This is a genomic window from Paraburkholderia sp. HD33-4 (assembly GCF_021390635.1).
Lineage (GTDB): Bacteria > Pseudomonadota > Gammaproteobacteria > Burkholderiales > Burkholderiaceae > Paraburkholderia.
The window spans coordinates 1,748,228-1,767,711 of record NZ_JAJEJS010000002.1; the positions used below are offsets into that span (position 1 = coordinate 1,748,228).

Below are 19,484 nucleotides of genomic sequence, written 5' to 3' on the forward strand. Positions count from 1 at the left end.
CGCTCCTCCAGTTGTTCTGCTATGCAGATTCCGATTCCACGGTTTTCGACCATCATACGTGCCGAAATTCGGCATGTAAATAAAAGCACGATCATTCGTTTTAAGTTATAAACTGACGTGCATCGGCGGCGCGCGGTTCCTCGGGACTTCCCCGCATAGCGCGTTTTTCCAACGATCCACGCCATTGAAGCGGTACGCATCAGCGAGCACCGAACGACGCGCCTCGCGATGCGGTTCCGCACAGCGGCTTACCTTTAAACGGGCTTTCATCGATGCAAGATGCGCTGATCATCAACACGCGGGATCTGGAATTCCAGCTGTTCGAGGTGCTCGAAGCCGAGACGCTCACGCAGCGCCCGCGTCACGCCGATCACAGCCGCGAGACTTTCAACGCGGCGCTCGAAACCGCATACGCGGTGGCGGTCGAGAAATTCGCGCCGCACAACCGGCTCTCCGACGAGCACGAGCCGCAGTTCGACGGGCAGCGCGTAACGATGCCGCACGAGGTCAAGGACGCGCTCGACGCGTTGCGCGCGACCGGCTTTCTCGCCGCGGGCAAAGATTACGAATGGGGCGGCATGCAGTTGCCTGCGGTGATTTCGTTCGCCTGCCTGTCGCTATTCAAAAGCGCCAACATCGCGACGTCGTCCTATGCGATGTTGACGAGCGCGAACGCGAACGTGATCGAACGGTTCGGCTCCGAGGCACAGAAGCGCAAGTACCTGGGCGCGCTGCTCGAAGGCCGCGCGTTCGGCACGATGGCGCTGACCGAGCCGCAGGCGGGGTCGAGTCTGTCGGATCTGACGAGCACCGCGACGCCGAACCCGGACGGCACCTTCTCGATTCGCGGCAACAAGATTTTCATCTCGGGCGGCGATCACGAGTTGAGCGAGAACATCGTGCATCTGGTGCTCGCGCGCATTCCGGGCGGGCCGCCGGGGGTCAAGGGCATTTCGCTGTTCACGGTGCCTAAGTTCCGCGTCAACGACGACGGCAGCCGCGGCGAGCGCAACGACGTCGCGCTCGCGGGCCTGATTCACAAGATGGGCTGGCGCGGCACGACCTCGACGATGCTGTCGTTCGGCGAGCATGGCGAATGCGTGGGCGAACTGGTCGGCGAGCCGCATCAAGGGCTCGCTTGTATGTTCCATATGATGAACGAGGCGCGCATCGGCGTCGGTCTCGGCGCGGTGATGCTCGGCTATCGAGGCTATCTGGCCTCGCTCGAATACGCGCGCGAGCGGCCGCAAGGACGTCATCCGACCAACAAGAACCCGCTCGATCCGCAATTGCCGCTGATCGAACACGCCGACGTGCGCCGCATGCTGCTCGCGCAAAAGGCCTATGTGGAAGGGGCTTACGCGTTGAGCCTGTACGCGGCGCGGCTCGTCGACGAACAGAACACCGGCGAAAGCGACACCGCGCGCGCCGAGGCAGCGCTGCTGCTCGATCTGCTGACGCCGATCGTCAAGTCGTGGCCGTCGCAATGGTGTCTCGAAGCGAACAGCCTCGCGATCCAGATTCACGGCGGCTATGGCTACACCCGCGAATATCCGGTCGAGCAGTTCTATCGCGACAATCGCCTGAACATGATTCACGAAGGCACCCACGGCATTCAGGCGATCGACCTGCTCGGCCGCAAGGTCACGATGAAACAGAGCGCGGCGCTGAAGCTGCTCGCACGTGAGCTACAGCGCACGATCGACGCCGCGCGCGAGCACGCGCCGCTACGGGCTCACGCCGACGCGCTCGGCGCCGCATGGGCCGATCTGAGCGACACGCTCGCAGCGCTGCTGCCCGCGCTCGCCAGCGACGCCGACCGCGCGCTCGCCAACGCGAACGCGTTCCTCGAAGCATTCGGACATGTCGTGATGGCGTGGACGTGGCTGCGGCAGGCGCTAGTGGCGAGCGCCGCGCTGCCGCGCGCGAACGGCGCGGCGGATCAGGACTTCTATCGCGGCAAACTGCACGCGTGCCAGTGGTTCTTCCGTTGCGAGTTGCCGCGCGTCGCGTCGATGCTCGCGCCGTTGCGCACGCTCGATGACACCACGCTCAGCATGGAGCCGCAGTGGTTTTGATGGCCGACCCCGCGCGGTACGCGAGAGTAGCGCTGCCGCTCAATGCGCCAGCGCGATTTCCAATTGGGTGACGACATCGATCAGGCGCGGCCGCACTTCTTCGAGCAAAAACTCCTTCGACAGCTTGAACGCCGGCCCGCCCACGTTGATCGCCATGACCGGCAATTCGCCGCCCGGCTGAAACGCGCGCGCGATGCCGTTGACGTCCTTCTGCCAGTCGCCGAACGAGGTCGTCACGCCGAGCGTGCGGTAGTCATCCAACGCCTTCTCGATGCCGCGCCGCGTCTTCGGCCACGCGATGTGATCGAGTTCGCGCACCTGCTCCATGAAACTGAGCCGCTCGTGCTCGGGAATCGCCGCGAGCCACGCGCGTCCAATCGCCGACGTCGCGACCGGAATGCGCGAGCCGACTTCGAGGGTCAGCGTCAGCGCGACCGAGCCGCGGCAGTTTTCGACGTAAATCATCGACAGACGGTCGCGCGTGCCGAGTGAAACGGTCGCACCGGATACGTCGGCGAGTTCCTGCATCACGGGCCGCGCGATCTTGCGCACGTCGAGACGCGCGAGCATCGCGCTGCCGAGCGCCAGCGACGCGGTGCCGAGACGGTACTTGCCGCTCTCCTTCAGATGGATCAGATAGCCGAGCAACGTCAGCGTGTGGGTGAGCCGCGACACCGTCGATTTCGGCAGCCTGCAGCGCGCCGCGAGTTCCTGGTTGCTCAGCGATTTGTCGCCGGAGCGGAAGCACGCGAGCACTTCGAGTCCGCGCGCGAGCGCCGTGACGAAATGGCGGTCGTCCTTGTGCAATTCATGCGCGGTGCGCATCGCGAGCGCGGCGGGTGCTTTTGTGGACGCCGGGTCGGCGTCGGAACTGAGGTGGTGGTCGGGAAGATCGGCCGGGCCGTGGTGGGTTTTGCTCAAGGCGAATCAGGCTCCCGCGAAACGGCCGCCTGCTGATGATGATGCGAGCCGTGGGATGGATCGTCACGATCCGGGATGCGAAATTATAGTCTGAAACGTGGGACGTTCTTGACGTGTGCCCGGGGTGCGTTGCGGATGTAAATCATCGCGTCGAAAACCGGCGCGACACCGCTTCCCGCGCGCGTCGCGCCAGAATTTTCAGTGGCACCGCGCTGCCTGGAGTATCGTTTAAACGCGCCGGAAGCGCCGAAACCCCCACTCATGTACAAGACAGCAGCTTCCCAGAGTCCAGACCAGCTCGACAAAGCGCGACGTTTTTAACATGCAACGAAGCGAACTCAACTTATCGAGGATGGTTAAACCGTGAAAACACTCAATCTTTTGAAGGCGCTCGGTATTGCCCTGTGCGTGGCGAGCGCATCCAGCGCCTACGCCCAGGCGAGCGACGCGCAGGCGCCTGCCGCCACGGCAGCCGCGCCGGCCACCGCCGCGCCATCGACGCGCGCGGCGGATCGCAAGCTCGGCCGCGACGTGCGGCACGCGCTCGCGAGAGCACAGGGCTTCAACGTGTCGAACGTGTTCGTGCGGGCGCGCGGTGGCGCAGTGACGTTGAGCGGCTCGGTGCCTGAGAGCGGCATGATCCAGCAGGCTGCCGACGTGGCGAAAGGCGTGCCAGGCGTCACCTCGGTGACCAACAAGCTCACGCTGAACTTCCCGTCGCGCGGAAGTGGTGGAAGCTGAGCGTCGGCATTCGACTCGCGAACGGGAGCACCGCGAAGCTGCGATGCATGTGGTGTCTCCCGCTAGTCCCTGCTCCTCGTCCTGCTATCTGGACCGCTGGACATAACCTGGCACACCTCAGCGCCGCACCAGGCCCACCACATATCTGCACACCTCAGTGCCGCCATTGAAGAACTCGCATTCCACCGGCGCACCGAGTTGCAGGCAGTCCCCCGCTTCGAGCCGGTACGTCAGCGAGCCCTCGCGAAACGTCAGCACCCCTTGCGTGACCCAGATCTGCTGATGCTGAAACACGAACGCGTCCGACGGATAAGGCACCCTCACCCCGATCGGCAATTCGATTTCGAGCAGTTCCAGCACGCCACCGGTCGGCGGTGAAATACGCCGCCGCGTATAGCCGGTTTCGGGGTCTTCCCACAGCGACTGGTCCGCATGACGCACGAGCCGCTCGCCGGTTTGTTCGGCGAGCGCGAGCAACGTCGACAGTGTCAGCCCGAACGCGCCAGACAGCCGCCCGAGCACCGTCGCGGTCGGACTCGCCTCGCCTCGCTCGATCTTGCTGATCATCGCCTTCGACACACCCGAGCGCTCGGCCAGCTCGGCGAGCGACCAGTTGCGCGCCTCGCGCTCGGTCTTCACGCGCGCGGAGATCGCCTGGGTCAGATCGATGGCGGAGGATTCGGACATGGCGGGGGCGTGATTGCGCAAGTGGGGGTCATGGCTCCAATCCATCGTCCTTGCGGTCTTCGTCTTCGGCATCCTGGCACGCGGCGGGCAGTTGTTTCAGTAGCTCGGGTAGCGCCGTTTGCACTGTGTCCCACACCACATCAAGGTTGATATCGAAATAGCCGTGCGCGATGCGGTTGCGCATCCCGCGCATGCTACGCCACGGCACTTCGGGGTGCGCCTGAGCGAAGTCTGGATAGCGATCCATGACTTTCGTGGCGGCCTCGCCAATGATGATGAGGCTCATGATGACGGCCCGCTGGGTGCGCTTGTCCCCAAGGAAGTGTCCCTGGCCTGCCCCTGCACGAAGCTGCAAGCATCGGTTGCGGCTTGCTGCATGTGATCGAGGTAGTCCGGCAAGCGGTTCTCGTTCATACCGGCTGCGCCTCCGCAAGCACCTTTGCCCGGAACTTGAGCGGCAGGTCGGCCGGGGTCAGCAGATCGACGTGGACGCCGAGTAGCGCTTCCAGCTCATCCTGCAAGCCCCCCAGGTCGAACAGCGTCGCGCCGGGGAGCGCATCGACCAGCAGATCGAGGTCGCTGCCGTCCCGGTCGGTGCCGTGCAGCACCGAGCCGAACACGCGCGGGTTCGCTGCGCGGAAGCGGCTCGTCGCTTCGCGCACTACGCCGCGCTTCATGTCGAGCACAACGGACGGTCGCATGGGCATCCTTTCTTGTCGAAACTGATCGAGACGATAAGCGATTGAGTCGAGACTCGCAATGCCTTCACTTCCCGTGCCATGCTGGTTGCCGTGGCGGGTTTGCTGCCCAGGAACGGTCTACGCGAAGCTGATTACCTTTGACGCAGCAGCGCCACGATCAGCGCGGACAAGTTCAGCCGCTTCGCCCTCTGGAAGCGGCACTCCCACCGAACAAAGTCTTGCATAGTGCTTTTCGTCCACTATATTAAACGCAACGCCATCGTCCGAACCCGCTCATCAGACGGAACACACCATGCCGAAGGAAGTCGTTCTCAACGCGTTCGACATGAACTGCGTAGGCCACATCCAGCAAGGGCTATGGACCCACCCGCGCGACCAGTCCACGCGCTACACCGATCTGCAGTACTGGACCGATTACGCGCGCAAGCTCGAAGCGGGTTTGTTCGACGGCATCTTTTTCGCCGACGTGGTGGGCGTCTACGACGTCTACGGCGGCAGTCCCGACGCGGCGATCCGCGGCGCCGTGCAGGTGCCGGTCAATGATCCGACGTTGCTGATTCCGGCGATGGCCGCGGTCACACGGCATCTGTCGTTCGGCGTCACGTCGAATCTGTCGGTCGAGCAGCCGTTTCTGTTCGCGCGCCGCATGTCGACGCTAGATCATCTGACGCACGGCCGGGTCGGCTGGAACATCGTGACCGGCTATCTGGACAGCGCATCGCGCGCGATCGGCCTGAGCGGACAGATGGCGCACGACGACCGCTACGATCTCGCCGACGAGTACATGGAGCTCGTGTACAAGCTGTGGGAATGCAGCTGGGAAGACGGCGCGGTGCTGCGCGACAAGGCGCGCGGGGTCTACGCGGACGCGTCGAAAGTCCACGTGATCCATCACCACGGCAAGCAGTATCGCGTCGATGCGATGCATCTCGCCGAGCCGTCGCCGCAACGCACGCCGGTGCTGTATCAGGCCGGCTCGTCGGCGCGAGGCAAACAGTTCGCGGCGGCACACGCTGAGTGCGTGTTCGTCAACGGCCAGGCGAAGCCGGCCGTCAAGACGATCGTCGACGACATTCGCGCACACGCGGTCGCAGGCGGCCGCCGCGCCGACGACATCAAGGTGCTGCTCGGCCAGACCGTCATCACGGGCCGCACCGATCAGGAAGCGCAGGAAAAATTCGCAGAGTACCGCCGCTATGTGAGCTCCGAGGCGGCGCTGGTGCACGCGGCCGCATCGCTCGGCATCGACTTCGCGCGCTACGACCTCGACGAGCCGATCGAAACCGGCAAAAGCCAGGCGATCGTGTCGAACGTCGAAGCAATGACGCGCGCGGCCGGTCCGCAATGGACGAGGCGCAAGCTGCTCGAACAGATGGTGCTCGGCAGCCGCCAGCAGCCGCTCGTCGGCTCGGCCGGGAAGATCGCGAACGAGCTGATTGCGTGGACCGAGGAGACCGGTGTCGACGGCTTCAATCTGTCGCGCACCGTGGTGCCGGAGTGCTTCGACGACTTCATCGAACTGGTCGTGCCGCTGCTGCAGGAACGTGGCGCGTACAAGCGCGCGTATCGCGACGGCACGCTGCGCGAAAAGCTGTTCGGCCATGCGCGGCTGCCCGCCAGTCACACCGCGGCGCGCTTCCGTTCGCCAGCTTGCGCGGCGGCGCCGGCCGACGAGGCTCGCGGCTGACGCGACCGCCGTTGTTCAACGAACGCAGTCGCGTGCAAGTCATGCGGCGGCGCCCCGACTTCCAGCGAGAGGCCCCCAGGTTGACCAGGTGCGCGACAAGCCTCGGCCTTCGGGCCGGGGAAGGACAGCGCGGACGCGGAAGGCGTCCTTCTGAGGCGCTAGTGCGGCGTTCGCTGCTGTTCTATGTATTGGCGCACGATAGAAATCGGAGCGCCACCGCAAGACGCGGCGAAATAGGACGGCGACCATAACGCACCGCCCCATAGCTTCGTGCGGATGCTCGGATAATTCTTCTTGCGGATCATCCGGCTGGACACGCCCTTAAGGCTGTTCACCAGCGCCGAAACGGCGACCTTCGGCGGATAGTTCACCAACAGGTGAACGTGATCGTCTTCGCCGTCGAACTCCACTAGCTCTGCTTCGAAGTCGGCGCACACGCTGAGGAAGACGCCGCGCATGTCGTCGATGATCTGTTTCGTGAATACTCCGCGACGGTATTTCGTCACGAAGACCAAATGGACGTGCATCTTGAAAACGCAGTGCCTACCGTGCCGAATGTCGTTGTCTTTGCTCATAGACCAAATTATACTATGCGCCTATGCTACGACTCCAAGCCTTTAAATTCGAACTGATGCCGACCGGCGAGCAGGCGCGCAAGATGCGCCAGTTTGCGGGCGCATGCCGGTTCGTCTACAACAAGGCGCTGGCGTTGCAGAAAGAAAACTACGATGCCGGCGGCAAGTTCATCGGCAAGTACGCGGTCGAAAAGCAACTCACGGAATGGCGAAACAGCACCGATACGCCGTGGCTGTCGGATGCTCCGCGTCACGCGCTCAACAAGGCAGTCGAAGCGCTGGACCGCGCCTATCGAAACTTCTTCGAGGGACGCGCATCGTTTCCGCGCTTCAAGCGCAAGGGCGAGCGCGATAGTTTCCTGTTCCCCGACAAGAACCAGATTGCGGTCGATAGCGGAAACGGGCGCATTAAGATTCCGAAGCTCGGATGGCTGCGTTACCGCAACAGCCGCGTCGTGCTCGGCGAAGTCCGCGGCGCGGCCGTCTCGCTGCGCGCGGGCAAGTGGTACGTCTCCATCCTCACAGCACGTGAAGTCGATCAGCCGGTGCCGCACGGCCCTGCTGTCGGCATCGACGTCGGTGTAGCCCGCTTCGCGACGCTGAGCGACGGCACGTACATCGCGCCGCTCGCCAGCATCAAGAAGCACGAGCATCGTCTCGCGAAGTATCAGCGCCGCATGGCTAGTAAGGTCAAAGGCTCCGCGAACTGGAAGAAGGCGAAGGCCCGCATTCAACGCATCCACGCTCGCATCGCAAACGCGCGAGCAGACTTCCTGCACAAGGCATCGAATACGATCAGCAAAAACCACGCGATGATCGCCGTCGAGGACTTGCAGGTTCGCAACATGAGCAAGTCTGCAAAGGGCACCGCCGACGCGCCGGGCCGCAATGTCCGTGCGAAGTCGGGCCTCAACAAGTCCATTCTGGATCAGGGCTGGGGCGAGTTTCGTCGGCAACTGGAGTACAAGACGGCGTGGCGGTTACTTTGTCGCCGTAGACCCGAAGAACACGAGCCGAACATGCCCGTGCTGCGGCCATATTTCAGCCGAGAACCGCAAGGCACAGGCGCTGTTCGCCTGCATCAAGTGTGGTCATACGGCAAACGCCGATCACGTCGGCGCGATCAATGTTTTAGCGGCGGGGCACGCCGTTCCAGCCTGTGGAGAGAGGGTGCAGTCGGGCCGCTCGAAGAAGCAGGAACCCACCTATAAGGACTTTCCTTTTTTTGCAAGCTCGGGGTTCATTCATCCATTCGTTTGACTCCCATGTGGTCGGGGACACATTTGGCATTGAGCGGCGAGACAGACTGCACACCTATAAGCGGCCTTGTTGGGCACTATCGTTACGGTGCCCGGGCCCGGATAGTAACCGCGCAGCAGGACTCCATCCGAAGGACGGCGCACACATGAAATCTGTCGCCTGCGGGTTCCACGAGTTCGCCTGCTGCCGGTCTGACCTGTCGCTATCCATACCTGTTGAATCCTTGTATGCGGAGTTTCCGACTTTGGGGTTGCGGGGGGCTCTATCCTTGATCTATTCGATCATGCCGGTTGCGGTCCCGACCAGCGGGGCTCGGGTGGGCACGTACGACGGATCGAAGCGCTCGCCCTTGGCAAGAATCGCCCACAGGATGCGCGCGTGCTTGTTGGCGACGGCCACCAGCGTTCGATACCAGCCGGCGCGTGCCTGGAGCTGAACGATCCAGCGCGAGAGGCGGTCGGTTCGTCGATGTGCGCTCGCTACCGCCGAGCGCGCGCCCTGGAACAGCAGCGTGCGCAGATACGTGTTGCCCTGTTTGGTGATGCGACCCAGCCGGGTCTTGCCGCCGCTGCTCGCCTGTTTGGGCACCGTGCCGATCCAGGCGGCAAATTGGCGGCCGTTCTTGAACAGGTGAGCGTCGCCGACGGTCGCCACCGCGGCCGACGCGGTGAGCGGCCCGATGCCGATGACTGCCATAACGCGCTGCGCATTGCTGTCGTGCTTCACGTGCGTGGCGACTTGCGCGTCGCACCAGGCGATTTGCTGGTCGAGGGCCTGCAGGTGCTCCCAGCCTCGCAGCAACGCAGTGCGCGCGACACCGTTCAGTTCAGTGTCCCCGTCCTCCAGCGCTTCGACGAAGTGGCCACGAAATGCGTCGATGCCTTGCGGCAGGAACACGCCGAACTCGACAAGCTCACCGCGCAGCCGGTTGACGAGCGCGGTGCGCTCCTCGACGAAACCGTCCCGCATCCGGTGCACTACCAGCACGCTTTGCTGGTCTGCCGTTTTGACGGCCACGAAACGCATATGCGGCCGGCTCGCGGCCTCGCAGATGGCCTCGGCATCCAGCCTGTCGTTCTTCACGTGCTTGCCGCCCTTGCGGTATGGCGCGGCGAGCTGCGGCGCGATCAGCCGAACCTCGTGGCCGAGCGCGCGCAGCTTGCGCGCCCAGTAGTGGGCTGCGCTGCACGCTTCCATTGCGACCAGGCATGGCGCGAGGTTGGCAAACCATTCGAGAAACTTCTGCCGTGAGATGGCTTTCCTGACCACCACGCCTTCCATGCTGTCCACGCCGTGCACCTGGATCAGGTTCTTGGCCAGATCCACGCCGATACGAGTAATCTTGTCCATGACTTTCCCCTTCTCAGATGGGTTGCCCAGCACCAATCATCCTGGCATATCGCTATGCCACGAGATCGGGAAAGTCCTTACTAATTCGAAGGTGCTTGCGCACCCGTAGGAATCCCCGTTCTTTAGGATTTCTTTAGGACGGGGAGGATGTCAAAAGAGCACGTTCCGCGACGCGATTGGCCGGGCTTGGCGCGGCCGTCAACATCATCACCAGCGATGGCGAAGCCGGCCTTGCGGGCTGCACCGCGTCGGCGGTCTGCGGCGTCACCGACGAGCCGCCCACGCTGCTCATCTGCATCAACCGCGGCAGCCGCAACAACGCGGCGTTTCGTACCAACGGCAAGCTGTGCGTGAACGTGCTGAGCGGCGAGCAGCAGACGCTGGCCGCGCACTTCGCCACGAGCGCGCTCGCGATCGAAGAACGCTTCGCCGCCGCGCAATGGGACACTCTGGCGACCGGCGCGCCGGTGTTGCAGCACGCACTCGCGTCGCTCGACTGCGAGATCGAGTCGGTGACCGAAGTCGGCACGCACACGGTGTTCTTCTGCGCGGTGAAGGCCGCGCGCACGCAGGGCGCGGGCGATGCGCTGATCTACTATGGACCCCGCTATCATCGCGTCGGCGAGCGCTCGGTTCACGCGACGCATGCGGTCGTGGCGAGCCAATCCGACGCGTCCGCCTGCGCGCGATAAGTTCGCACTGCCTGCTGATTTGGGCCCCTCGATCGCCCATCGCGCGTTCATGCCATCGTGTGGCACACGCCGCGGTTCAATCGGCAGATCACGCCCGCACGACGCCCGTCATCGGTCTGCCCGCGACCGTTCGGCCAAACAGCGCCGCCGCGGTGCGTTCGGGATCGAGCCCGAGACTTTCACTCGCGGTGCCGGCGATCAACGCATCGAGCGAAGCGGTCGGCCTCAGGTCACGCGACTGATACAACTGATGCGGCGCGAGGCCCGGCCAATCCGCAATCACGCGTCCGCCCTGCACCGACCCGCCCAGCACCATCGCGACCGAGCCGGTGCCGTGATCGGTGCCGCCCGTGCCATTTGCGGCCGCGGTCCTGCCGAACTCCGTCGCGACCAGCACCGTGGTTTTGCTCCACGATGCTCCCATGCCGTCGCGCAGCGCCGCGAGCATCGTGTCCAGCGCCTTCAGCTGATTCGCGAGCCGGGCGTTCTGCGCGCTGTGCGTGTCCCATCCGCCGGTTTCGATCATCGCGATGCGCGGACCGTCGTCGCGCGCCAGAAAACTGGCCGCGAGCTTGCCGAGGCTCGCCGGGTCCTGGCGCGCGCCCGCATCGCCCGCGAGGCCGCGCGCCGCCATCGCCGATTCCCACAGCGGACGCAACTGCGCGTCCTGCTCGTACAACTGCGACACGCGCGCGAGCAGATCGTCGGGCGCCTGCGGCAACGCCGAAGGCGCATACGACGTCACCGAAGCGGGGCCGCGCAGCGCCATCGGCACGGTCGGCGCGAACGCGATCGCGTTTTCCCGGGTGGTGGGCAATTGCGCGGCGAGCCGGTTGAGCCAGCCGTCCTTCGTCTGATACGGCGATGTGCCGCCGGTTTCCAGCACGTTCTGTCCGTCGAAATGCGAGCGGTCCCGATACGGCGAGGCGACCGCGTGCACGAACAACGCCTCGCGGTTCGCGTACAGCGTCGCCATCCGCGCGAGCGCCGGATGCAGCGCGAACGTGCCGTCCAGATGCGGCGCGCTCGACGAATCGATCGCGAGCGGTCCGCGCAGCGTCGCATACGCGGGGTCCGCGTACGGCACCAGGATGTTCAGCCCATCGGCCGCGCCACGCTGGATCACGAATACGAAGCGGCGGTCGGTCGCGACATGCGCGAACGCAATCCGCGGTGACACGAGCAGCGCGCCGGCACCGGCAGCAGCGACGCTCAGAAACTGGCGGCGTGACAGCATGGCATTCACCTCCGTTGAAAATCGGGCGATACGAGCAGCAGCGCGATCGCGGTCGACGCGCTTTCCGCGCGCGACACCGCCGTCGCCGTCGGCTCGCTGAGCGAGCCGGCCAGCAAGCTCTGGCCGAGCGAGCGCGCATCGAGCCGGTCACCGACGCGCGCGGCGAAACGTTGCGCGACCTCGACGCGGCGCACGAGCGCATCCGGTGCGGCCCAGCTCGCGGCGATATCGTCGTAGCCCGCGGGCGAACCGGGACGCCACACCGGCTGGCCGAGCTGCGTGAGGATCGGCGCGCTTTGCAGATTGCCGAGGTCGTGCCAGCCGAGTCCGCGCATCGACGAGATGGTCCACTCCCACGGCGTCTTGAACTTCACCGGGTTCGGCGACCACGCTTGCGACGTATCGATCAGCGCGCGATAGACGGTCGGCAGATCGCCGCCGCTGCGCGTGAACGCATCGGCCAGACGTGCGCTGACACCAGCCGGCGGATTGTCCGCGACGAAATGGCGTGCGAGCTTCGTGCCGATATGCTGCGCGGTGGCCGGCGCGTGCGCGAGGTCGTGCAGGATCGCGAGCGCCTGCTGTTCGCCGCCTTCGTCGTAGCGGCGTCCCATGATCGTGCGCGAGCCTGGCTCGTGCAGCGCGGGACGAAACACGAAGCTGCCGGGTGCGCCGCTCTGCTCCAGCGCGCGCCGGTTCGCATTGAGGCCGCCGTTCCCCGGATTGCCGACGAGGCTCCAGCCGGTCAGCGCACGCGCGAACTCGGTCACGTCGTCCTGGCTATAGCCGCTGCGCACGCCGAGCGTATGCAGCTCCATGATTTCGCGCGCGAGGTTCTCGTTGAGTCCGCGTTTGTTGTCCGGATTGCGTTGCGCGGCGCGCAGCGCGGCCATGCTGTCGGGACCGACCGAGCGGGTCTGGTCGAGGAACAACTGCATGGCCGGATGACGCTCGACAGCGACCAGCATGTCCTCGAAACGGCCGAGCACGTGCGGGCGAATCGCCTCCGCTTCGAACGACCCGGCGAGCGCCGCGACGCCCGGTTTCTCGGTCGACACTGCGAAGTGATTCGCCCAGAAATGCACGAGACGTTCGATGAACGGCGTCGGCGTGCTCAGCGCACTAGCGACTCGTGCATTGACCGATGAGCGGTACATGTCGAGTATTTCGGCACGAAATGCCTTTCGCTCGGATTGTTTGGCCGCTTGTGCGTCGGACTGGCCAGGCACTACGACAGTGCTTGCGCTCCTGGTCGCATTGTTCGATATGGTGTTCGTCGCGTTGTTCGTGGCGCCGATGTTTGCGCCGTTGTTTGCATCCTGGCTCGAGCTTGTCTTCTCGCCCGCCCTCTGTTTCGCCTGCTGCTCGATCTGCATGCGCTGCTGCACGAGCTGCGTCGACAACGCGATCGAATCGGGCTGGTTCGCCCACGCATCCGGTCTCGGCTGATACTGCTCGAACTGCGCGAGCAGCCAGGCCTTCGGATCGGCGGGCGGCGTATCGTCGGCGCGTGCGCCGAGGCCGAAGCGGTTCAGTGCGATCGCCGCGGCATTCAGGTTCGGTGAGTTGGCCATACGATCCTCGTCGGCAGGTCGGACGCCTGCATGTCCGTTAAACGGCCGACATGCCGAAATCCGTCGTCATCGCACACATTTTTTTATTCGCCCGACGCGGCATTCGCCCCCGGCTTCTTCGCGTTCGGCGCCGGCTGCGCTTCGCGCCATTGCCCACGCAGTTTCAGACTCTCGGCGAATTCGACGCGCTCCTCGGGCGTCAGCGTCGCCGCGAAATCGGCGACGCTCGCTTCGACCATCGCGCGCAGGCTGCTGTCGGCCGCGCGGGTGCGCGCGAGCGCGGCATCGAGCGCGGCACGATCGAACTGCGGAGCGGCTAGCAGGCGCAGCACCTCGCGACGCCCTTCGCGAGCGTCGCGCGCATACTCGCGCCCCTCGCGCCGCGCGTTCTTCAAACCGTCGATGAACGCCTGCCGCTGCTGCGCGGACAGCGGCTCGGCGGCGAATCGCAGCGCGCGCTGGTCCTGTGCCGCCACGGGCTGGTTCGCACCGTGCGCGGCGAACCACTGATACGCGCCACCGGCGATCGCGCCGAGCAGGAACACGTTGAGCACCGCGGAGCCCAGCAGCGCAAATTTCCACGAGCACCCTTTCATTCGCCGCTCCAATCGGCGGAGGTGCCGCCGAAGCTCGAAGTCAGATACGAGGATTCATGCACGACCGGCGCGTTCTCGGTCAGTACGAAGAACGACACCGCGAACGCGCCAGCCACGCCACCGAGCAGCCCGACCCCTGCGACCGCCGCGCCCGACCACCATAAACGCCAGCGCGCGGCCGGCCGGCGCGACGGCGCGTCGTCGATGATGCGGCGCTGCAGTTCGAGGCTCGGCGGCTCGAGCTGGTCCGCGGCGAGCCATGCGTCGAGGCCGGCCGCGTCGCTCAACGCCGCGTCGGCTTCGGCGCGATGCGCGCGTGCCCATGTCTGCGCGGCCTCGCGTTCGCGCTCCGGCCAGCGACGCGCGTCGGCGCCGTACGCTGCAACGATCTGATGGAATCTTTCGGGCGTCATGGCTTGTCCTTGCTAAGGCCGCTGCCGGCCAGTTGAGCGCGCAGGTTGCGGCGCGCGCGGGTCAGCAGACTTTCCAGCGCATCGACGCTGACGCCCATCAAGGCGGCAGCGTCGAGGTTCGACATCTCCTGGTAATAGGTCAGCACGAGCGCTTCGCGCTGTCGCGCCGGCAGCGCGGCGAGCGCCGCGCGCACGCGCGCGTGGTCGGCACGCGCTTCGAGCCGCGCGTCGGGTAGCGCGGCGGGATCGGCCGAATCGGGCAGTTCGTCGCTCGGGTCTTCGCGCTGGCCCCGCAGACGGTCATAGCAAAGATTGAGCGCAACCCGATGCATCCACGTGTCGAACTTCGCTTCGCCGTCACGCCAGCGGGCCGCCTGTTTCCAGATTCGCACGAAGACCTCCTGCGCGACGTCCTCCGCTTCCATGCGATCGCCGAGCATGCGCGTGGCGAGTGCAAGCAGCCGCGGCAACTTGCGTGCGACCAGCGAGCGCACCGCGCCGGGCTCCTCGCGGCCCACCCGCGCGATCAGTTCGGCGTCCGGATCTTGCGGTGCTTCGCTCAAGGCGCGCGGCTCCGTCGCGACAGTGCGCGCGTGCTTTCACGTGCGGGCCGCATCACGGGATCAACGTCGTTCACTTGCCGCCGCTCCTTAAGCTGTCGTGTTGTTATGGTTTTCCTGCCGCTGCACCGCTATCCGGTCTGGTATCACGTTCGCGATCAATATACGACGACCGCCGGCCGGTAATAGGCCGGACGTGCCGGATAGACTACACAGCCTGCGAGCGAGGCTGCCAGCAGAATCATCACGAGTGTTTTCATCGCAAACCTCGCTCAAGCCCAATGTCCTTCGATCCAGCGCCAGTGCGGCCCACGTTGCGCCCAATGCCCGGGCACCCAGTGATAGCCGACGCGCACCGGCTGCCAGTGGCCCGGCACCCGCACATAGCGGCCATGATCTCAGCGCCAGCGGCCCTCCGTTTCTTTTCAACGTGTCAGCATGGGAAAATCCGGCGTTCTGCCTGCAAAAAAAAGTGCGACGGAATGAAAGCGCTTCACGGTTAGCACAACGCGAACCGGAAGTCAGAGATATGAATGGAAAACGATAGCCGCCGTAATGTTTGCGGCTCGATTCTTTAATCGCGGACTGCTGAAATCTTCGGCAGCTTGATCGCGGCAACAACAGTAACAGCAACGGCATTTCTTACCCAAATTCCGCGGCGAATCTCCATATCTGTCGATGGAAACGCTGCAAGGGCAGGTCGAATCTGGAGTCAGTCACATGTCCCGTAGAGCTTTGTTACCCATTCCGTTCGCCGCGATGCTGATGCTCGCGGGCTGCGGCAACAACAGCGGCACCACGTCCGCCGCGTCGACCGCGAGTGCATCGTCGCCCCCCGGAACATCGTCGCCGGCAGGAGTATCGTCGCCGGCGGCCTCCGTCTCCGCTCAGGACGCGCTCGCGACCGCCACACCGATCAAGCACCTCGTCGTGATCTACGGCGAGAACGTGTCGTTCGATCACTACTTCGGCACTTATCCGCAAGCGACCAACCCGGCCGGCGAACCGCAATTCACCGCGGCCGCGGGCACACCCACGGTCAACAACCTCAGCAGCAACAACCTTCTGACGTCGAACCCGAACGCGCTGGCAAGCTCGCCGAACACGGCGGGCCGCACGGTCGGCAGCGTGGCGATCGCGGGTCTCGGCCTGCCGGCCGCGGACCTGCTGCCGTTCCGCCTCGACCGCTCGCAAGCGAATACGTCGGACCAGGACCACGCGTACGCGGCCGAGCAACTCGCCTATAACAACGGCGCGATGGATTCGTTCCCGCTGTTCACGGGGGGCGATACGACGATCGCGAGCGGCACTGGCGCGCTCGCGACGAGAGGCCAGGTGCTCGGCTACTTCGACGGCAACACGGTCACCGCAATGTGGAACTACGCGCAGAACTTCGCGATGAACCAGAACGCGTACACGGACACTTACGGACCTTCGACGCCCGGCGCAATCGAGGTCGTGTCTGGCCAGAACAACGGCGTGATCGTGACGGGCGGCACGTCGGACAACGCGATCCCCGACTCCGCCGGCGGCAACACGCTGATCGGCGATCTCGACCCGACCGGCGACACCTGCACGATCGCGGCGGGCAGCACGGTGACCGGTGCGATGTCGTCGAAAAACAGGAACATCGGTGACCTGCTGAACGAGAAGAACATCACGTGGGGCGGCTTCATGGCCGGCTTCAATCTGCAGACCGTCAACGCGAACGGCACGACCGGCTGCGCGCGCTCGACGTTCTCGCAGGTGCTCAACGCAAGCGAGGCCGACTACGTGCAGCACCACGCGTGGTTCCAGTACTACGCGAGCACGGCGAATCTCGCGCATACGCGGCCGTCGTCGACAGCGGTGATCGGCGCGACCGATCCGCTCGATAGCAGCGCGACCCCGGTGCATCACCAGTACGACATCGACGACTTCTTCACCGCGGTGAAGACCGGCAACTACCCGTCGGTCAACTTCCTGAAGGCGCCGGGCGTCAGCGACGGCCACCCAGGGTACTCGGACCCGCTCGACGAGCAGGCGTTCGTCACCAAGGTGATCAACTTCCTCGAACAGCAGCCCGAGTGGAAGAACACCGCCGTCATCATTGCGTACGACGATTCGGACGGCTGGTATGACCATCGCTACAGGGCCCCGACGAGCTCGTCATTCGACTCGACGAGCCCGCAATCGGTGGGCGGCGCAACGGTTGCCGGCAGCGACAACCTGAGCGCGCCGGGCCAGTGCACGGCCCCGGGTGCGGTGCAGCCGCAAGGTGTCAGCGGCGCCGTGGTGAACGGCCGCTGCGGGCCGGGAACGCGCACGCCGTTCATCGTCGTGTCGCCGTGGGCGAAGGTCAACTTCGTCGACGACACGCCAATCACGCAGGCGTCGGTGGTGCGCTTCATCGAGGACAACTGGCTCGACGGCCAGCGCATCGGCGGCGGCTCTTTCGATGCAACGGCCGGCAGCATCCTGAATATGTTCAATTTCTCGGGGTTGGGCGACACCCCGCCGCTGTATCTCGACGAAAACCTCGGCACCAGGCTGTCCTCGCCGCCGTCGACCTGAGCGTGAGCCGCGCGTGTGCCGTTCGTGCGTCGCAGCTGTATTTGTGGTGTGGTGCTCGGCACGCGCGACAGCGATCCGTGACGACGATCGGGCCAGTGCTTGCGCGCTGGCTCGATTGAGCCACTGATATTTCCGTCTACGTCCCTGTTCAAGTATCCGATCGATCTATCCGTCAACGCGATGGACCGACAGTCAGACGTATTCGCGCCGGCGCCGCTGCCTGCCGGCGATGAACCGGACTCCGTGAACACCCGCCGCGCGTGGCTACGACTGCTTGCGCAGAGCGCGGCGACTGTCGTGCTCGGCTTTGCCGCGTTCTGGGTGTACGCACTCGTTTATCCCGAACGGATGCCGCCCGTGGTGGGCGGGATCGTCGAGGAGATCACCGGTGCGAATCCACCCGGCGCATCTGATGCGCCCGCCGCGAGCGCCGCTCAGCGCGGTCGCCGTGCTCGGCAAACAGATCTTCTTCGACAGGACGCGGTCCGCGTCGGGTCAGCAGTCGTGCGCGACATGTCAATCGCCGCAGCATTCGTATGGACCGGATAACGCGCTTCCGGTGCAGATGGGCGCGCTGCGGCCCGGGGGTCGGTGAGGTATCCTTGCCGGCTTAACGAATCTTATCCGTACCCTTGCCGATGGCCGATTTTCCTTTCGACGCCGTACTTTTCGACTGCGACGGCGTGCTCGTCGATTCCGAACCCATCACGAACCGCGTGCTCACCGAGATGCTCGGCGAGCTCGGCTGGCATTTGAGCGTCGAAGAGACGATGCGCATTTTCGTCGGCAAGATGGTCAAGGACGAAGCCGCTCTGATCGAGGCGCGCACCGGCTTTGCAATCACGGCCGAGTGGCTGACGCAATTTCGCGCGCGTCGCAACGCGGCGCTCGACAATGAGTTGCGCGCGATCGACGGCGCGCCTTTCGCGGTGCGCACGTTGCAACAGAGGTTGAACGGACGCATTGCGGTGGCGTCTGGAGCGGATCGCGTCAAGATTGAATTGCAGCTCGTGAAGGCCGGCATCCTCGACTGCTTCGGCGGACACATCTTCAGCGGCCACGAAATGCCGCGCAGCAAGCCGTTTCCCGACGTGTACCTCGCCGCCGCCGCGGGACTCGGCGTCGAGCCGACACGCTGCGCGGTCATCGAAGATACGGTGACGGGCGCGACCGCGGGCGTCGCGGCCGGCGCGACGGTATTCGGCTATTGCCCGACGCACCTCGGCCATAGCAGCGCGACCGCGTTGCATGGCGCGGGCGCGGTGCACGTGTTCAGGGACATGGCCGAGCTGCCGGCATTGCTCGCGGGATGGGGCATGCGCTGACCGGCCGACGTGTTGGCGACTCAACGACACCGGCCTGCCGCAAGTTGGTTGACGACGATCAGTTTGCCGGTGCGTGGGCCCGGTCGATCAGCGCTCGAGCCAGCACGGACGTAGAATTGCGCCGCATGGCATGGTGCGTGCAACTGGAACGCTCGAGCGCAAAGCATTCGCACGCTCGATACCCATCCAACGTTGCCGGAGATTCATCATGTCCCACTTGACCCTTGCCGATCTGTCGCGCTGCGACGACCTCGACCACATCGCTGCCCAGTCCGTGCGCGGCGGCCACTCGTGCTACCCCCATGAGTACGAGCCTTCGTGTTACGGCGAAAAGCCGCCGGTTTGCGGCCCGTCGTACTACAACCCGCCCCACTACAACCCCTGCGAGCCGGAGCACTATGGCTGTGGGCCCGTCTACACCCCGCCCTGCCATTCGGAGCCGGTCAAGATCATTCCGCTGTAAGCTCGACGCCACGCGCCGTCGTGTTCGACGGCGCGATAATGCACAGGTTGCGGCCCGGGTTGGTACGACCG

Annotated in this window: 16 protein-coding genes and 5 pseudogenes; 9 read left to right on the forward strand and 12 right to left on the reverse strand. The window is 64.9% G+C overall.

Annotation, left to right across the window (positions count from 1 at the left end; translation table 11 throughout):
* Positions 1–272 precede the first annotated feature (272 nt).
* Entirely contained in the window at positions 273–2,078 is a 1,806-nt protein-coding gene (locus L0U84_RS28050) for an acyl-CoA dehydrogenase (RefSeq protein WP_233854880.1), read from the forward strand.
* A 39-nt stretch (positions 2,079–2,117) separates the two neighbouring features.
* Here the strand turns inward: L0U84_RS28050 and L0U84_RS28055 are convergent, their stop codons facing one another.
* Positions 2,118–2,903, reverse strand: a complete 786-nt coding sequence (locus tag L0U84_RS28055) for an IclR family transcriptional regulator (protein WP_233856840.1) — start codon at positions 2,901–2,903, stop codon at positions 2,118–2,120.
* Between the two features lie 459 nt (positions 2,904–3,362).
* Between L0U84_RS28055 and L0U84_RS28060 the strand changes: the two genes are divergently transcribed.
* Positions 3,363–3,740 (forward strand): BON domain-containing protein, encoded by a 378-nt coding sequence (locus tag L0U84_RS28060; RefSeq protein WP_233854882.1) that lies wholly within the window; start codon positions 3,363–3,365, stop codon positions 3,738–3,740.
* 117 nt (positions 3,741–3,857) lie between these two features.
* Here the strand turns inward: L0U84_RS28060 and L0U84_RS28065 are convergent, their stop codons facing one another.
* The 3 genes and pseudogenes from L0U84_RS28065 to L0U84_RS28075 form a co-directional block, all read right to left on the reverse strand.
* On the reverse strand, positions 3,858–4,427 hold the full coding sequence (locus L0U84_RS28065; RefSeq protein ID WP_129960960.1) for a helix-turn-helix domain-containing protein: 570 nt from the start codon (positions 4,425–4,427) through the stop codon (positions 3,858–3,860).
* A gap of 28 nt (positions 4,428–4,455) precedes the next feature.
* Positions 4,456–4,841: pseudogene (locus tag L0U84_RS28070) on the reverse strand (HepT-like ribonuclease domain-containing protein).
* Complete coding sequence (locus tag L0U84_RS28075) at positions 4,838–5,128, reverse strand: nucleotidyltransferase family protein (RefSeq protein ID WP_233854884.1); 291 nt, start codon at positions 5,126–5,128, stop codon at positions 4,838–4,840. Before L0U84_RS28075 ends, L0U84_RS28070 begins: the two are co-directional and overlap by 4 nt.
* Positions 5,129–5,420: 292 nt before the next feature.
* On the opposite strand from L0U84_RS28075, the gene L0U84_RS28080 reads away from it, so the two are divergent.
* On the forward strand, positions 5,421–6,815 hold the full coding sequence (locus L0U84_RS28080; RefSeq protein ID WP_233854886.1) for an LLM class flavin-dependent oxidoreductase: 1,395 nt from the start codon (positions 5,421–5,423) through the stop codon (positions 6,813–6,815).
* 158 nt (positions 6,816–6,973) lie between these two features.
* On the opposite strand, the gene tnpA is transcribed toward L0U84_RS28080, so the two are convergent.
* Positions 6,974–7,390: an IS200/IS605 family transposase gene (gene tnpA / locus L0U84_RS28085; RefSeq protein WP_233854888.1), complete on the reverse strand. Its 417-nt coding sequence runs from the start codon at positions 7,388–7,390 to the stop codon at positions 6,974–6,976.
* Positions 7,391–7,413: 23 nt separating this feature from the next.
* Here tnpA and L0U84_RS28090 point away from each other — a divergent pair.
* Positions 7,414–8,650, forward strand: a pseudogene (locus L0U84_RS28090) (RNA-guided endonuclease InsQ/TnpB family protein).
* A 273-nt stretch (positions 8,651–8,923) separates the two neighbouring features.
* Here L0U84_RS28090 and L0U84_RS28095 read toward each other — a convergent pair.
* Positions 8,924–10,000 carry an IS110 family transposase gene (locus L0U84_RS28095; RefSeq protein ID WP_233856842.1) on the reverse strand — a complete coding sequence of 359 codons (1,077 nt, stop codon included), beginning with the start codon at positions 9,998–10,000 and terminating at the stop codon, positions 8,924–8,926.
* A 176-nt stretch (positions 10,001–10,176) separates the two neighbouring features.
* On the opposite strand from L0U84_RS28095, the gene L0U84_RS28100 reads away from it, so the two are divergent.
* A complete protein-coding gene (locus L0U84_RS28100; RefSeq protein ID WP_233854890.1) occupies positions 10,177–10,692 on the forward strand; it encodes a flavin reductase in 516 nt (171 codons plus the stop codon).
* Between the two features lie 88 nt (positions 10,693–10,780).
* On the opposite strand, the gene L0U84_RS28105 is transcribed toward L0U84_RS28100, so the two are convergent.
* The 6 genes and pseudogenes from L0U84_RS28105 to L0U84_RS28130 all read right to left on the reverse strand — a co-directional run.
* Positions 10,781–11,929 carry a DUF1501 domain-containing protein gene (locus tag L0U84_RS28105; RefSeq protein ID WP_233854892.1) on the reverse strand — a complete coding sequence of 383 codons (1,149 nt, stop codon included), beginning with the start codon at positions 11,927–11,929 and terminating at the stop codon, positions 10,781–10,783.
* A gap of 5 nt (positions 11,930–11,934) precedes the next feature.
* Positions 11,935–13,503 carry a DUF1800 domain-containing protein gene (locus L0U84_RS28110; RefSeq protein ID WP_233854894.1) on the reverse strand — a complete coding sequence of 523 codons (1,569 nt, stop codon included), beginning with the start codon at positions 13,501–13,503 and terminating at the stop codon, positions 11,935–11,937.
* Positions 13,504–13,586: 83 nt separating this feature from the next.
* On the reverse strand, positions 13,587–14,099 hold the full coding sequence (locus L0U84_RS28115) for a periplasmic heavy metal sensor (RefSeq protein WP_233854896.1): 513 nt from the start codon (positions 14,097–14,099) through the stop codon (positions 13,587–13,589).
* Positions 14,096–14,512, reverse strand: a complete 417-nt coding sequence (locus L0U84_RS28120) for a hypothetical protein (protein ID WP_233854898.1) — start codon at positions 14,510–14,512, stop codon at positions 14,096–14,098. The genes L0U84_RS28115 and L0U84_RS28120 overlap by 4 nt, the downstream gene beginning before the upstream one ends.
* A pseudogene (locus L0U84_RS28125) lies at positions 14,509–15,087 on the reverse strand (RNA polymerase sigma factor); the annotation flags it as partial. The gene L0U84_RS28120 and the pseudogene L0U84_RS28125, both read right to left, overlap by 4 nt.
* Positions 15,088–15,344: 257 nt before the next feature.
* Positions 15,345–15,467: pseudogene (locus L0U84_RS28130) on the reverse strand (YXWGXW repeat-containing protein); the annotation flags it as partial.
* A 325-nt stretch (positions 15,468–15,792) separates the two neighbouring features.
* Between L0U84_RS28130 and L0U84_RS28135 the strand changes: the two are divergent.
* The 4 genes and pseudogenes from L0U84_RS28135 to L0U84_RS28150 all read left to right on the forward strand — a co-directional run bounded on the left by L0U84_RS28135 (position 15,793) and on the right by L0U84_RS28150 (position 19,413).
* The gene (locus tag L0U84_RS28135) at positions 15,793–17,625 is read left to right on the forward strand and encodes a phospholipase C (protein ID WP_233854902.1); all 1,833 of its coding nucleotides are present in this window, start codon (positions 15,793–15,795) and stop codon (positions 17,623–17,625) included.
* 99 nt (positions 17,626–17,724) lie between these two features.
* Positions 17,725–18,202, forward strand: a pseudogene (locus tag L0U84_RS44050) (cytochrome c peroxidase); the annotation flags it as partial.
* 61 nt (positions 18,203–18,263) lie between these two features.
* Positions 18,264–18,950, forward strand: coding sequence for an HAD family hydrolase (locus tag L0U84_RS28145; RefSeq protein WP_233854904.1), 687 nt, complete (start codon positions 18,264–18,266; stop codon positions 18,948–18,950).
* Between the two features lie 208 nt (positions 18,951–19,158).
* Positions 19,159–19,413: a hypothetical protein gene (locus L0U84_RS28150; protein WP_233854913.1), complete on the forward strand. Its 255-nt coding sequence runs from the start codon at positions 19,159–19,161 to the stop codon at positions 19,411–19,413.
* The last annotated feature ends 71 nt before the right edge of the window (positions 19,414–19,484 follow it).

Excerpts from the sequence above, each read along its gene's own strand:
- L0U84_RS28105 (WP_233854892.1), bottom strand. The coding sequence starts at position 11,929 with ATGCTGTCACGCCGCCAGTTTCTGAGCGTCGCTGCTGCCGGTGCCGGC.
- L0U84_RS28075 (WP_233854884.1), bottom strand. The coding sequence starts at position 5,128 with ATGCGACCGTCCGTTGTGCTCGACATGAAGCGCGGCGTAGTGCGCGAA.
- L0U84_RS28110 (WP_233854894.1), bottom strand. The coding sequence starts at position 13,503 with ATGGCCAACTCACCGAACCTGAATGCCGCGGCGATCGCACTGAACCGC.
- L0U84_RS28065 (WP_129960960.1), bottom strand. The coding sequence starts at position 4,427 with ATGTCCGAATCCTCCGCCATCGATCTGACCCAGGCGATCTCCGCGCGC.
- L0U84_RS28080 (WP_233854886.1), top strand. The coding sequence starts at position 5,421 with ATGCCGAAGGAAGTCGTTCTCAACGCGTTCGACATGAACTGCGTAGGC.
- L0U84_RS28095 (WP_233856842.1), bottom strand. The coding sequence starts at position 10,000 with ATGGACAAGATTACTCGTATCGGCGTGGATCTGGCCAAGAACCTGATC.
- L0U84_RS28115 (WP_233854896.1), bottom strand. The coding sequence starts at position 14,099 with ATGAAAGGGTGCTCGTGGAAATTTGCGCTGCTGGGCTCCGCGGTGCTC.
- L0U84_RS28055 (WP_233856840.1), bottom strand. The coding sequence starts at position 2,903 with ATGCGCACCGCGCATGAATTGCACAAGGACGACCGCCATTTCGTCACG.
- L0U84_RS28150 (WP_233854913.1), top strand. The coding sequence starts at position 19,159 with ATGTCCCACTTGACCCTTGCCGATCTGTCGCGCTGCGACGACCTCGAC.
- L0U84_RS28135 (WP_233854902.1), top strand. The coding sequence starts at position 15,793 with ATGTCCCGTAGAGCTTTGTTACCCATTCCGTTCGCCGCGATGCTGATG.
- tnpA (WP_233854888.1), bottom strand. The coding sequence starts at position 7,390 with ATGAGCAAAGACAACGACATTCGGCACGGTAGGCACTGCGTTTTCAAG.
- L0U84_RS28050 (WP_233854880.1), top strand. The coding sequence starts at position 273 with ATGCAAGATGCGCTGATCATCAACACGCGGGATCTGGAATTCCAGCTG.
- L0U84_RS28145 (WP_233854904.1), top strand. The coding sequence starts at position 18,264 with ATGGCCGATTTTCCTTTCGACGCCGTACTTTTCGACTGCGACGGCGTG.
- L0U84_RS28120 (WP_233854898.1), bottom strand. The coding sequence starts at position 14,512 with ATGACGCCCGAAAGATTCCATCAGATCGTTGCAGCGTACGGCGCCGAC.